Source organism: Vagococcus fessus, from assembly GCF_003987565.1.
Taxonomy (GTDB): domain Bacteria; phylum Bacillota; class Bacilli; order Lactobacillales; family Vagococcaceae; genus Vagococcus_D; species Vagococcus_D fessus.
This window is the reverse complement of sequence record NZ_NGJY01000005.1, coordinates 19,543-33,548: the sequence shown is the minus strand read 5'-3', so window position 1 is coordinate 33,548 and position 14,006 is coordinate 19,543. Positions and strand designations below refer to the sequence as shown.

The 14,006-nt window shown below is 37.4% G+C and carries 13 protein-coding genes and 1 other annotated feature; of the genes, 2 read left to right on the top strand and 11 right to left on the bottom strand.

Translation table 11 applies throughout. From position 1 onward, the window contains the following. Positions 1-16: 16 nt before the first annotated feature. The 9 genes from CBF31_RS10240 to rplK form a co-directional block, all read right to left on the bottom strand. Positions 17-2,692, bottom strand: a complete 2,676-nt coding sequence (locus tag CBF31_RS10240; RefSeq protein ID WP_126832686.1) for a cation-translocating P-type ATPase — start codon at positions 2,690-2,692, stop codon at positions 17-19. Positions 2,693-2,930: 238 nt separating this feature from the next. Continuing rightward, on the bottom strand, positions 2,931-3,692 hold the full coding sequence (locus CBF31_RS10235; protein WP_126832684.1) for a tRNA 2-thiocytidine biosynthesis TtcA family protein: 762 nt from the start codon (positions 3,690-3,692) through the stop codon (positions 2,931-2,933). Positions 3,693-3,696: 4 nt separating this feature from the next. Beyond that, positions 3,697-5,499 (bottom strand): LTA synthase family protein, encoded by a 1,803-nt coding sequence (locus CBF31_RS10230; RefSeq protein WP_126832682.1) that lies wholly within the window; start codon positions 5,497-5,499, stop codon positions 3,697-3,699. Further along, a complete protein-coding gene (nadE, locus tag CBF31_RS10225; RefSeq protein WP_126832680.1) occupies positions 5,499-6,332 on the bottom strand; it encodes an ammonia-dependent NAD(+) synthetase in 834 nt (277 codons plus the stop codon). The genes CBF31_RS10230 and nadE overlap by 1 nt, the downstream gene beginning before the upstream one ends. Positions 6,333-6,410: 78 nt before the next feature. After that, positions 6,411-7,874 carry a nicotinate phosphoribosyltransferase gene (locus CBF31_RS10220; RefSeq protein ID WP_126832678.1) on the bottom strand — a complete coding sequence of 488 codons (1,464 nt, stop codon included), beginning with the start codon at positions 7,872-7,874 and terminating at the stop codon, positions 6,411-6,413. A 183-nt stretch (positions 7,875-8,057) separates the two neighbouring features. Further along, positions 8,058-8,426: a 50S ribosomal protein L7/L12 gene (rplL, locus tag CBF31_RS10215; protein ID WP_126832676.1), complete on the bottom strand. Its 369-nt coding sequence runs from the start codon at positions 8,424-8,426 to the stop codon at positions 8,058-8,060. A 56-nt stretch (positions 8,427-8,482) separates the two neighbouring features. Then, positions 8,483-8,983 carry a 50S ribosomal protein L10 gene (gene rplJ, locus CBF31_RS10210; RefSeq protein WP_126832674.1) on the bottom strand — a complete coding sequence of 167 codons (501 nt, stop codon included), beginning with the start codon at positions 8,981-8,983 and terminating at the stop codon, positions 8,483-8,485. A 45-nt stretch (positions 8,984-9,028) separates the two neighbouring features. Then, positions 9,029-9,156 (bottom strand) — a sequence feature (ribosomal protein L10 leader region). 65 nt (positions 9,157-9,221) lie between these two features. After that, positions 9,222-9,911, bottom strand: coding sequence for a 50S ribosomal protein L1 (rplA, locus tag CBF31_RS10205; RefSeq protein WP_126832672.1), 690 nt, complete (start codon positions 9,909-9,911; stop codon positions 9,222-9,224). A 142-nt stretch (positions 9,912-10,053) separates the two neighbouring features. Further along, complete coding sequence (gene rplK, locus CBF31_RS10200) at positions 10,054-10,479, bottom strand: 50S ribosomal protein L11 (protein WP_126832670.1); 426 nt, start codon at positions 10,477-10,479, stop codon at positions 10,054-10,056. A gap of 259 nt (positions 10,480-10,738) precedes the next feature. Here rplK and sdaAB point away from each other — a divergent pair, with 259 nt between their 5' ends. Further along, positions 10,739-11,407, top strand: coding sequence for an L-serine ammonia-lyase, iron-sulfur-dependent subunit beta (sdaAB, locus tag CBF31_RS10195; protein WP_126832668.1), 669 nt, complete (start codon positions 10,739-10,741; stop codon positions 11,405-11,407). 24 nt (positions 11,408-11,431) lie between these two features. After that, on the top strand, positions 11,432-12,295 hold the full coding sequence (sdaAA, locus tag CBF31_RS10190; protein ID WP_126832666.1) for an L-serine ammonia-lyase, iron-sulfur-dependent, subunit alpha: 864 nt from the start codon (positions 11,432-11,434) through the stop codon (positions 12,293-12,295). A 30-nt stretch (positions 12,296-12,325) separates the two neighbouring features. Here the strand turns inward: sdaAA and CBF31_RS10185 are convergent, their stop codons facing one another. Continuing rightward, positions 12,326-13,177, bottom strand: a complete 852-nt coding sequence (locus CBF31_RS10185; protein ID WP_126832664.1) for an alpha/beta hydrolase — start codon at positions 13,175-13,177, stop codon at positions 12,326-12,328. 85 nt (positions 13,178-13,262) lie between these two features. Next, entirely contained in the window at positions 13,263-13,805 is a 543-nt protein-coding gene (gene nusG, locus CBF31_RS10180; protein ID WP_126832662.1) for a transcription termination/antitermination protein NusG, read from the bottom strand. Positions 13,806-14,006: the final 201 nt, after the last annotated feature.

Below are 14,006 nucleotides of genomic sequence, written 5' to 3'. Positions count from 1 at the left end.
ACCCCTTCTCTTTCTATTACATTTTACCTTGTTTTCTTTGAACAAATTTTACAATTTCCACGATTGGGATAATTGCAAATGATGAGCCAAATACTACTGCCCATTGGTAGCCATCTAAATGACTCACACTAAATAAGTCGTTAAATCCTGGAATGACAATTGTACTTGCCAATAACGCAAACGATAATAACGCCGCATAGTTAAAGAATTTATTACGGAATGCACCCACTTTGAACAATGATTGATGGACTGACTTCACATTAAACGCATGGAATAATTGAATTAAACCAAGTGTCGCATATGACATTGTTAAAGCATCCGCATGAATTGCATTATAGTCACCTGTATGAACAGGGTAAGAGATTGCAAAGAAGTAAACACCTAGCGTAATCGCTGCTTCTAAAATCCCTTGATAAATAATACTACTCATAACCCCACCTGAGAAGAAGTTTGAATCGCGTCCACGAGGTGAATGAGCCATAACATCTTTTTCAGCTGGTTCTAAACCTAAAGCAATCGCTGGGAATGTATCCGTTACAACGTTAATCCATAATAGATGAACAGGTAATAACGTGTCCCAACCTACAAGTGTCGCAATAAATAAAGTTAAAACTTCACCTAAATTGGCCGCAAGTAAGTATTGAACTGTTTTTTGAATGTTTGAGAACACTTTACGTCCTTCTTCAACAGCCACAATAATTGTCGAGAAGTTATCATCAGCAAGAACCATATCGCTGGCACCTTTAGAAACTTCTGTCCCTGTAATACCCATACCAATTCCGATATCTGCTGTTTTAAGCGCTGGAGCATCATTGACACCATCACCAGTCATCGCCACAACTTTACCTTCATTTTGCCATGCTTTTACAATACGTACTTTGTGCTCTGGTGAAACACGTGCGTAAACTGAATATTGCCCTACCACTCTGGCAAATTCTTCTTCAGATAATTCATTTAAATCACTACCTGTAATCACAGCTTCATGTTGTCCTTCTTGTAGGATACCTAAGCGAACTGCAATTGCTTCCGCTGTATCGCGGTGGTCACCGGTAATCATGATTGGTCTGATACCTGCTTCTTTAGCTACTTTTACTGCTTCTGCTGCTTCTTTACGCTCTGGATCAATCATCCCAACAAGTCCTGAGAACGTTAAGCCTTGTTCTAACTCATCAGTCGATACAATCGCTGGCATTGTATCAACAATGCGGTAAGCCATCGCTAACACACGTAAAGCTTGTTGACCTAAAGCTGTATTTGTTTTTAAAATCAATTGACGCTGAGCATCATCTAAACTCAACACATTACCATCTAAATCATAGTTTTCACAACGTTTTAGTAATTCATCAGGTGCCCCTTTAGTCGTAATCATAAAGCGACCATTGTCAATCTTATGAACGGTTGTCATCAACTTACGAACTGAATCAAATGGTAATTCTTCAACACGAGGTTCTTCTTCTAACTTCTCACGAACATCAAATCCTTTATCTAAACCAAATTGAACCAACGCTGTTTCTGTTGGGTCTCCAATTAAGTTTCCTTCAGACGAGAATTTTGTATCGTTACAGTAATTCATAATTTTTAGAGTTTTACTATCTGACATTGTCGCATCTGCTGCGTCAACCAGTTGATTGTTTGTAAAGATTTTTTCAACTGTCATTTGGTTCAGTGTCAACGTTCCTGTTTTATCTGAACAAATAATATCGGTACTCCCTAATGTTTCAACGGCTGGTAATTTTCTAACTAGAGCATTACGTTTCGCCATTTTTTGTGTACCTAAAGCTAAGATAATTGTTACAATCGCTGGTAACCCTTCCGGAATAGCTGCTACTGCTAAAGATACAGATGTTAATAGCATCTCTACCCAAGTGTGGTCACCTTTCATCATCCCAACACCAAACATAATCACACAAATACCTAAAATAGCAATCGTCAATGTCTTACCTAATGAGTTTAAGTTTTGTTTAAGCGGTGTGTCTGTTTCATCAGATTGTGCTAACATGCTGGCAATTTTACCAACTTCTGTTGACATTCCTGTTCCAACTACAACACCTAATCCACGACCATATGTCACGTTACTATTCATATAGGCCATGTTAATACGGTCACCTATACCAATATCTGTTCCTTCTAAAACAGCAAGCTCTTTCTCAACCGGAACAGACTCACCTGTAAGTGCGGCTTCTTCGATTTTAAGAGAATTCGCTTCGATCAAACGAATATCCGCTGGAATAACATCTCCTGCTTCTAACGTTACGATATCACCTGGTACTAGTTCTGTACTTTTAACTGTTTGGACGTGTCCATCTCTGATAGCATTAGCATTTGGCGTTGACATGCTTTTAAGTGCATCAATCGCTTGCTCTGCTTTTGCTTCCTGAACAACTCCGAATATTGCCATGATGACAACCACTACAATAATCATAATCGCTTCTACCTTATCACCTGTAAAGAATGATACTAAAGCAGCTGCCAGTAAGACCATAATCATAAAGTCTTTAAATTGATCAATAAATTTACTAAATAGGGATTTTTTACTTCCCTCATCTAATTCATTTCGACCATATGAAGCCAAACGCTCTGCTGCATCTTCACCCGATAAGCCTTTTTCAGTTGTCTCCATTTTTTCTAAAACCTCAGAACTCGTTTGAGTATAAAAGGCTTCTTGTAGCTGTTTCTTTTTTTCTTCTGACATTTGCTTTCCCCCTCGCTTTTTTACTTCTTCACTTCACTCAGTAAGATAGAAAAAGAGACCTATGTATGCTTAAATAAGCATACATAGGTCTCACTAATTAAGACAACACCAGAAAATATAGTTTTCAGTGTTGGTGATGTTGTCACGACTCACGTCGCCAGTTACTCCCCTATGAGCAAGTTCATATTAATTATATACAATAGTTACTAAATATGCAATTTATAACATAACACTTCGTTTAATTTTTATCTTCTGTCTTAAAACTTTTCACCCAAAAATTATCCATACTTCCCTGTTCCATACCTTGAACAAATTTTTGACGGATATCAGGATATGTTTCAGATAGGGTACTGACCACACCTTTAACTTCTTCTCGTTTCGTCTTCTTATCCACAGGACAGGGATTAAATATAACGGGTAACTCCTCACGTTTAACCAACTTTATAATGTCTTTTTCCTCTAAATATATCAATGGACGAATAACAGTTAGGTCGACATTACTAAGATACGTAATTGGATCAAAACTCGCCATCTTACCATGGAATAAGAAATTCATAAAGAAGGTTTCTATCGCATCATCCAGATGGTGACCCAAAGCCAGCTTATTGCAACCCAGTTCTTTCGCTCGTTTATTTAAAATACCTCGACGTAATTTAGCACATAGTGAACACGGCGACCGTTCTTTCTTTATATCAAATACCACCGTTGAGATATTGGTAGGAACGACTTCTAATTCATAACCTAATGATGCTACAAACTCTTCCATCGGCTTAATATCCATCCCAAATGCCATATCTAAACTAATTGGTACAATATCAAAATCAAATCCTAAACGTCGGTCTCGTTTTACTCTATCTAGAAAATAAAGCAACGACGTACTATCTTTCCCTCCACTCATTCCGATTGCCACTTTATCACCAGGTTCTATCAACCCATGATTTAAAATCGCACGTCTAATTGGGGTATAGTAGTTTTGATTATCTTTCTTTTTAAATCCCATTCACTTACTCCTTATAAAAATTCATTTCAACACTATAGCGATGACCTGAAACTAAATCATAACTGATAAGTTCATAATCTTCATATACTTTTTGAGTTTCTTCCGATAACGTTCTTTCTTTCGACCATTTACCATTACTGTAATACCTATTTTTTTCAAAAGCGGGCAACCCTTTCTCCAACTGACTTAATAATTCATAGTAGCCAGGTAATGGCTTCCCTATCTTTTCGAATAATTTAGGGCCAAAATAAATCGGACTAAGGATACTGTCTTCTCCACTATCTACAGGTTTGAATGTATCCTCTGAATCAATCATCATAAACTCCGTCAAATGAAGGGCTGTTTCGCCATTATTTTTCTTGGTCTGCTCACCGTAGATACCAGGTAAATGGTCTCCCCAGAACACCACAAGCGTCCTTCTATCTAATGCCTTCAACTCTTTAACAAACTTGTCCAGAGCTTGGCTCGTATAGCCTATATCTTCTAAATAAGTTTTAAAACTAATAGGATTTTCTACACCTGAAACCTGTTGATTAGATACCTGATATTTCTCAGAATAAGGCATATGTGTCTGCATAGTTACGAGATGTATAAACTGCTCTTTCTGGTTCTCATTTAATTTTTTGACTACCTCTGAAAAAGCTGATTCATCTGATATATAAGAGTTATTTTCTATCTTATCTTGATAGGTCATTTCTTTTTCTGAAATAAATTGATCAAAGCCTAATACATTATACACATCTTTTCGCTTATACATTGATGTATTATAAGGATGTATCGCAGTTGCTTCATATCCTTCATTTTTTAATACACTCACAATAGAGGGCAGTTCCTCTAGCTTAGGTACTAACATTGTATAAGGGGTCGTCATTTGAGGATTTAACGGTTCTAATGAAATCCCTGTTAGAGCTTCAAATTCAATATTTGCCGTCCCGCCACCATAGTTTTGTGACAACATTTGCCCACTATATGTCTGACGTGCTAACTCATGATAAGGTTGTAGGGTATCTCTTGAAAATTTTGGCCCTGTTAAACGACCTGGGTCCGAAAAACTTTCCGACATTACAAATACAATATTAGGTTGGTCAGTCGCATTAGTCTTACCTTTATCTGTCTGATAAGTTTTAACTATTTCAGCAATCTTATCTTTGGAATATCCTCTCGGTTTCACCATAGGCTCTACTTTTAAATTATATAAAAATCCTCCCACAAAGCCCGTATTGTAGTAATTCATCTCTTGGCTATACGGGACCCACAACGCCGTACGATTATAACCTTTTCTAAGCAGGTTGTCAGGTGAATTAAACTGACTGCTGTACCCTACACCCACAAGCCCAATTAACAAAAAAATACCACGATAAATCTGTCTATTTTTAGGCAACTTAAGACTTCTCAGTGCCCAATAAATAATTATTCCTATCAACACCATTATTATGATAACTAGTCCAATAACAAGCACTGGACCTACCATATCTTTTAAAACGGACCATTCGGTTATCATTTTCAAATCATCTGGATAAAGAGGTTCCATACGATATTTAATTTTTTGATAATTAGCCAGCCCTAATACGGTTATTCCAAGGCTGTATACTAACAAGCTCACTGATAAATTCGCCACAATACCGTAACATACTGCCCATACACTTAATAGGACAAATGTACCAAGAATAAATTTCTCCGTATGCCAGGATAATATAAATTTACTTACCAATTGCCAAGAAAAATGATTTTGAGCCAATTGCAAGTACACGTGGCTTATGAAGGCAATCACTAGAACTAAGAACACACGACCTAACTTTTTCAGCACTAGTTCGCCTTCCAAAATTCATCATACATTGTAATCGGTAAGTGACGCTTATGAGCTGTTTTAGTATACCAATTCTCAATCTTAATCGCAGCCTCTTCCGGTACCACTTCACCTTGAAGGTAAGCATCTATTTCTTCATAGGTTACACCTAGCGCCACTTCATCCGCTAACATCGGTTTGTCCTCTTCCAAATCCGCAGTCGGTACTTTTAAGTACAGCTCTTCTGACGCACCAAGCTCTTTTAATAATGCTTTTCCTTGTCCCTTAGTCAAACCTGCAAGTGGTAAAATATCTGCACCACCGTCACCAAATTTAGTAAAGAAACCTGTCACACTTTCCGCTGCGTGGTCAGTTCCAATAACCGCACCATTACAATCACCCGCTACCGCATATTGTACAATCATACGTTGTCTTGCTTTAATATTTCCTTTATTAAAATCACTAATGTTTAACCCAGCTTCTGAAAGTGATAGGCTACTTGCGTCAACTGCCTCTTTTATATTCACAACTAATTCTCTATCTGCTTGAATAAATTCTAATGCTTTTTGGGCATCTGATTCATCTGCTTGCTTTCCATACGGTAAACGGATTGCGACAAATTGATAGCTCTTATCTTTTGTCTCTTCACGTAATTCTTCAATCGCCAATTGAGCCAATCGACCCGCTAGAGTAGAATCCTGACCACCACTAATCCCTAATACTAATGATTTCAAAAATGGATAACGTTTTAAGTAATCTTTCATAAAATCAATTCTTTTTCTGATTTGTTCTTTAGGGTCAATACGTGGCTCTGATTGTAAAGCTTCTATAATTTCACATTGGTTTTCTCTCATTTTTCACACTCACCTTTCAATTAAAATAAGAGCAAGCCATCTCATACGATAGGATTTGCTCTTATTTGGTCCGATTTATTATAATGCTTTAATGTCACTTCTTACTGATTCAATAATTCGCATTTTATTATCATAAGCTTCTTGAGACAAGTCAACTGGATAAATTTGCGGATTTAAGTCACGTTTGTACTCATCCCATAATCCTGCATAATTCGCCATAGATAACGCCTTAATTTCTGCTAAAGTCGGTAAATCATACACAAGCTTACCGTCTTCAAAAATAGGTTGTAGAATAGGACGAGCTTCAAAATTGGTAACAGTCTTATTGATATAAGTATGAACGGGATGGAACATATAAAGTTCTTCTAATTCATTAGGGTTCTCATGCCATAACGCAATATAATCACCCTCTGATTTTTTAGTTTCTTTATGTGTCACACGCCACACTCGCTTTTTACCTGGTGTCGATACTTTTTCAGCATTATTTGATAACTTAATCGTATCAACCATATTCCCTTTATCATTTTCAATTGAAACTAATTTATATACAGCACCTAATGCTGGTTGGTCAAAAGCTGTGATCAACTTCGTTCCTACGCCCCATACATCAATTTTTGCGTGCTGCATTTTTAAATTCAGAATAGTCGCTTCATCTAGATCATTTGAAGCGTAAACCTTGGCTTCAGTAAAGCCTGCTTCGTCTAATTGTTTACGAACTTTTTTAGAAATATAAGCCATATCACCACTATCAATACGAACTCCTAGGAAGTTAATTTTATCTCCCATTTCCTTTGCAACTTTAATCGCATTTGGCACACCTGATTTTAACGTGTCATATGTATCTACTAAGAAGACACAGTCTTTATGCGTTGTAGCGTAAGCTTTAAAAGCTTCATAGTCATCTCGGTAAGACTGAACAAGCGAATGGGCATGAGTTCCACTAGTAGGAATACCAAAAATTTTACCTGCACGAACATTACTCGTTGCATCACAACCACCAATATAAGCCGCACGCGTTCCCCAAATAGCCGCATCCATTTCTTGCGCTCTACGTGAACCAAACTCCATCAATTTTTCATCACCAACAACTGATTTAATACGAGCAGCTTTAGTTGCGATTAACGTTTGATAATTAATTACATTTAAAATAGCCGTTTCAACTAACTGGCACTGCGCTAAAGGTCCTTCAACTTGTAAAATAGGTTCGTTATTATATACTAATTCTCCTTCAACTGCTGAGCGAACTGTACATTCGAATTTAAATTCTTTTAAATACGTCAAAAACTCTTCTGGATAATCTTCCACATCACGTAAATAAGCAATATCAGATTCACTGAACTTTAAATTTTCGAAATAATCGACCAATCTTTCAAGCCCCGCGAATACACCATATCCATTTTTAAATGGCATATTTCTGAAATAACATTCGAACACCGCATGACGCTCTGCTCTCCCTAATTCCCAATAGGTTTTCATCATATTAATTTGATAAAGATCAGTGTGTAATACTAAACTATCGTCTGGATAACTTGTCTTGTTCATGTCATACCCTCTCTACTTTTTACTATAGAAGCTCACTAATAGTTATCTTCTATTATTCCTCTCTATTGTAACATGTTTTGTGTGAAGTCTAGTTTTATATGTTTAAAAATACTGTGATATTTTAATACAAAACAAAAAAACTCTATCCCATTTGGGATAGAGTTTTGAACAATTAAATTTAAATTATTTAACTGTGATTGAAGCGCCAACTTCTTCTAAAGCAGCTTTTAATGATTCAGCTTCTTCTTTAGAAACGCCTTCTTTAATTGGAGCAGGAGCGCCATCTACAACAGCTTTAGCTTCTTTTAAGCCTAAACCAGTAGCTTCACGAACAGCTTTGATAACTTTAACTTTTTGGTCTCCAGCTGAAGTTAATTCTACAGTGAATTCTGTTTGCTCTTCAGCAGCAGCGCCACCAGCAGCACCAGCAGCAGCTACAGGAGCAGCAGCAGATACGCCAAATTCTTCTTCGATTGCTTTTACTAAGTCGTTTAATTCTAAAATGCTTGATTCTTTCAAATCAGCAACGATTTGTTCAATGTTTAATGCCATTTTTAAATTCCTCCATTATTATGTTGTTTTTTTAGTTTGTAAAGATCAAGCCGCTATTAAGCCACTTCTTCTTTTGAATCTGCCACTGCATTGATAGCGTACGCCACGTTGCGGACAGGAGCTTGTAGTACTGAAAGTAACATTGATAGCATACCTTCGCGGTTTGGTAATTGTGCTAAAGCGTTGATATCTTCTACTGAAGATACTTTACCTTCGATTACGCCACCTTTGATTTCTAATGCTTCCGCATCTTTAGCGAAATCGTACATAATTTTAGCTGGTGATACTACGTCTTCATTACTGAAGGCGATTGCTGTAGGTCCAGTAAATACATCGTTCATACCTTCTAAACCTGCTGCAACAGCAGCACGAGAAAGAATAGAGTTTTTAATTACTTTCATTTCAACATTAGCATCACGTAATTGTTTACGTAAGTTAGTCACTTCATCAACAGTTAAACCACGGTAATCTACTACGACTACAGAAGCTGCTTCTTTGAATTTAGTTGTAACCTCTTCAACAAGTTGTGCTTTTTTAGCAATAATTGCTTCGCTCATTTTAATTTCACCTCCTGAGTTTTGATGGTGGGAGTTTATACTACCTAAGTAATAAAAAAACTCCATGCCACCGTTGACATAGAGGGACTATTGACATTACTGCCAGATATTGTCCTCGGTAGGAAATTAAGGCAAGTGCCACCTACTGTCTTCGGTACGTCTTATTAGACTTAACTTAATCACTTTACCATAGGCAAAGTGATTAGGTCAAGAATATTTTATAACTTTATATTACAAATTAGATAGAAGCAGTGTCAATTTTAACACCAGGTCCAAAAGTAGTTGTAACTACTAAGTTCTTCATGTATGTACCTTTAGTTGCAGCTGGTTTAGCTTTAACCATTACATCATGAATAGTGTTGAAGTTTTCTACTAATTTAGCATCGTCAAATGATACTTTACCGATTGGCACGTGGATATTTCCAGCTTTGTCAACACGGTAAGTTACTTTACCAGCTTTAACTTCTTCGATAGCTTTAGTAACGTCCATTGTAACAGTACCAGTTTTAGGGTTAGGCATTAAACCTTTAGGTCCTAAAACGCGTCCTAATTTACCAACTTCACCCATCATGTCTGGAGTTGCAACGATAACATCGAAGTCAAACCATCCTTGTTGGATTTTAGCTGCCATATCAGAATCACCAACGTAGTCAGCGCCTGCTGCTTCAGCTTCTTTAGCTTTTTCACCTTTAGCGAATACTAAAACTTTTTGAGTTTTACCAGTTCCGTTTGGTAATACAACCGCTCCACGGATTTGTTGGTCCGCTTTTTTAGGGTCAACGTTTAAACGGTAAGCAACTTCAACTGTTGCGTCGAATTTTGCGATGTTTGTTTCTTTCGCTAATGCGATAGCTTCTGTAATTTCGTAAGCTTTATTTGAATCAACTTTTTTTAATGCATCTTGCATTTTTTTGCTTTTTTTAGCCATTATGTTTCCTCCTTGATTGTGGTTATAACGGTAGAACCTCCCACGGAATCTATATCTTTCAATATAAACCGACTGAGAAGCTACTTCCGGTGGTTACAGTGATTTCTTTAATTGTTTGCCAGGCTGTGGCTTAACACAAAGATTAGTTATCTACTGTAATCCCCATGCTTCTTGCAGTACCTTCAACCATGCGCATTGCTGATTCGATACCAGATGCGTTTAGGTCCTCCATTTTAAGAGTAGCGATTTCTTTAACTTGGTCGCTTGTTACTGATGCAACTTTAGTTTTGTTTGGCTCGCCTGAACCTTTGTCCACTTTAGCAGCTTTTTTAAGTAATACAGCAGCTGGTGGTGTTTTTGTAATAAATGTAAATGAACGATCTTCATATACAGAGATTACTACTGGAATGATTAATCCAGCTTGATCAGCAGTACGTGCATTGAAATCCTTAGTGAATCCCATGATGTTGATACCCGCTTGACCTAATGCAGGACCTACTGGCGGTGCTGGTGTTGCTTTACCTGCAGGAATTTGCAATTTAACGATTTTTTCTACTTTTTTTGCCACGAGACATACCTCCTTAAGTCCGTGATGTGGTTATATGGAGATTAAGATTTCTCCTCCCACCTTCTTTTGTTGCCAAAAGAATACGTGTTTCCACGCACTTGTATAATTATAGTAGATATGGCTTTATATAGCAAGCCCTTTTCCTTTCATTTCTATTAAAACTCTTACCGTTCTAATAGGACTCCCTAATTTTTTTATGGCCTAGGATATGTTATTATGGCACTATCAAGTAAATCTAACAGACAAAAGGAGAATTAGTATGTCTACAGGACAATTTAGAAGTGTTTTTGATATCATCGGCCCCGTAATGATTGGGCCAAGTAGCTCTCACACAGCAGGTGCCGCTCGTATCGGAAAAATCATTCGTGAAATTTTTGGAGAAACACCTGAGCAAGTGGACATTTTACTCTATGAATCATTCGCAAAAACTTACCGAGGGCACGGAACAGATATCGCTCTAGTAGGTGGATTATTAGGCATGGAACCTGATGACCCTCGCTTATCTTCCTCTCTTAAATTAGCTCACGAAGCGGGAATCGAAGTTGCATTTGTCCCTAAAAAAGAACAAGCTGACCATCCCAACCAAGTCACAATGCGTCTAATCAAAGGCGACCGTAAATTAAGTGTCACAGGGATCTCAATTGGTGGCGGTAATATTCAGATTACTGAAATTAATGGCTTCAAAATCGCTCTTAACGCTGGTGTCCCTACTTTTATTATTGTACATAAAGACATTACAGGTGCCGTTGCAAATGTGACTCGTATATTCCAAGAACAAAATATAAATATCGCTATAATGAATGTCACTCGTGAAAACAAAGGTGGCAATGCCATGATGGTAATCGAAGTTGATTCACCTACTGCTGACAGTTGTATCCCTGAACTGGAACAATTATCTGAAATTCAAAACGTTTCATTCTTTAACTAATTACATACTACGGAGGATTAAATCATGTTCGAAACTATTGAAGAACTGGTCGCCCTAGCTAATAAATGGGGCAGTGTCGCTGAAGCGATGATTCAGCTTGAAATGCAAGTATCAAAAGCCTCGCGCGAAGATATTATCAAACATATGCAAAAAAATCGTGATGTTATGCTTGCTTCTATTAATAAAGGGACTTCTGGTGTTACTTCTGTTACTGGCCTAACAGGTGGTGATGCACCTAAGATGAATGACTATCTTAAAAAAGGGAAATTTTTAAGTGGTGACTCTATCCTTAGAGCAGTTCGCAATGCTATCGCTGTTAATGAAGTCAATGCTGAAATGGGATTAATCTGTGCGAACCCTACTGCTGGAAGTGCCGGTGTAGCCGCTGGTGTTTTAGGAGCTGCTATTGAAGATTTAAATTTAACTGACGAACAACAGACTGACTTTTTATTTACTGCAGGTGCTTTCGGTTTAGTCATTGCCAATAACGCTTCTATTAGTGGCGCTGCCGGTGGCTGTCAAGCCGAGATTGGCTCAGCAAGCGCTATGGCAAGTGCTGCGCTTGTCGCGGTTGCCGGTGGAACACCTGAGCAATCAGCCCAAGCTATCGCGATTACGCTTAAAAATATGATGGGCCTTATCTGTGACCCTGTTGCCGGTCTTGTTGAGGTTCCTTGCGTTAAACGTAACGCTTTAGGTGCCTCTCAAGCCTATGTATCAGCCGATATGGCTTTAGCTGGTATTACAAGTGTCATCCCGCCTGATGAAGTGGTCCTTGCTATGGGGAAAGTTGGCGAACAAATGCCAAGTATCTTTAAAGAAACTGCTGAAGGCGGTCTTGCGGATACCCCAACTGGTCGCCGTATTGCAAAAGAATTATTCAAATAAAAAATAAGAACTCGAAGGAGTTCTTATTTTTTATTTGCGCCACAGGAACTGAGCTACTAAATCATCCACTTGTCTGTTTTCATGAAGTAAACTATGTTGTGCACGCCATCCTCTTATCTCACGCTCGATATAATAGTTTACTTTTCCTTCTATTATATGCTTCAAAGCTCTTGCGCTTGAAGTAGACACTACACCATCGCTTTTACTTCCATTCTTCAAATCTCCATAGATATTTAAAATACGTAAACTATTCGGTAACCGTTCACTATAACTTTTTAAATAACGGTATGTTTCGTGAAAACACTTAGGTCCTTCCTCATCACAATCATACTTGGTGATACCAGACTCATGTACTACTTCACTGTTAAAAGGACTTCCTATACAAACTAACTTTCTAATTTGAATAGCTCTATAATCATGTCCATGATCCACAATATATCTTAATCCTGTAATCCCACCCATAGAATGTCCTACAAAATCAACCTCGACAACGCCATACTCTAGCTGCAATTTAGTAAATATATCATTCAGCCACATCCCTTGCTGCCACTCCGTGGGGTCACTCTCTTTAAAGATAACCTGGATCAAGGGTGCCGGACCATTATTATAATAATCTAATTCACCATCTATTGTGATAGCTCCTGTTTTAGAAACCTCAATATCCATAACTTTTTTAGCCTTCTTGGCTTTTGTTAAACGCTTAATCATGCTTCCTAACGATCGCCTTGTTCCTTTTGTACCATGCATCATAACAGTTGGTACGATACGATTTTTTTCTTTGGAACTAAACTCTAATTTTTCTTGGGAATTAAATTTTTTTCTAATTGAATGAGTCGAAATAAAATCTGAATATTTCAAAAATACTTCTTTGTACCACTTCATACTCTTTATTCTCCCTTTATTTCAGGATTTAATGTACGAAAAAAGCCCATACTTCACAATAGGAGTATCGACTTTCTTCATAACATTATAATTTATCGATTTGCTCAAAGTCTAGCTCTGTAGACGTTTCACGACCAAACATATCAACTGTTACTTTAAGTTTTTGACGTTCTAAATCGATTTCGAAAATTTCACCTGTTAACCCTGAGAAAGCACCATCGATAATCTTAACAACTTCACCAATCTCAACATCTAATTCTTTGTGACGTGCACTTAAGCCAAGTTTACGTAAGATGTGCTCGATTTCTTCTTTTAATAATGGAGCTGGTTTACTACCTGCACCATGAGAGCCAACGAACCCTGTAACACCTGGCGTATTACGAACAACGTACCAAGAATCATCTGTCATGACCATTTCAACTAAAACATATCCTGGGAATGTTTTATTGATGTTGATTTTTTCTTTACCATTTTTCACTTCGCGTTCTTCTTCTTCTGGAACAACTACACGAAAAATAAAATCATCCATCCCCATGCTTTGAGCACGTGATTCGATATTAGCTTTAACCTTATTTTCATAGCCAGAATATGTATGTAATACATACCATTGTCTTTCAAATGTTTCCATTTCTAGCATCCTACTTTCTTGTGTAAAATAAAAAAACCTCAGTCTTTTCCGAAGTTCTCTCCGTCAACTAGTATATCACTCTTATTAGCCATTTACTAGTTATTTATAAAAAAAGCACTAGGCCCCTTTTTTAATGGGACACTATCAAAAGCATTGATTAGACTTCAGAATAGAACATTTCACACTTTAGCGGAATATGGA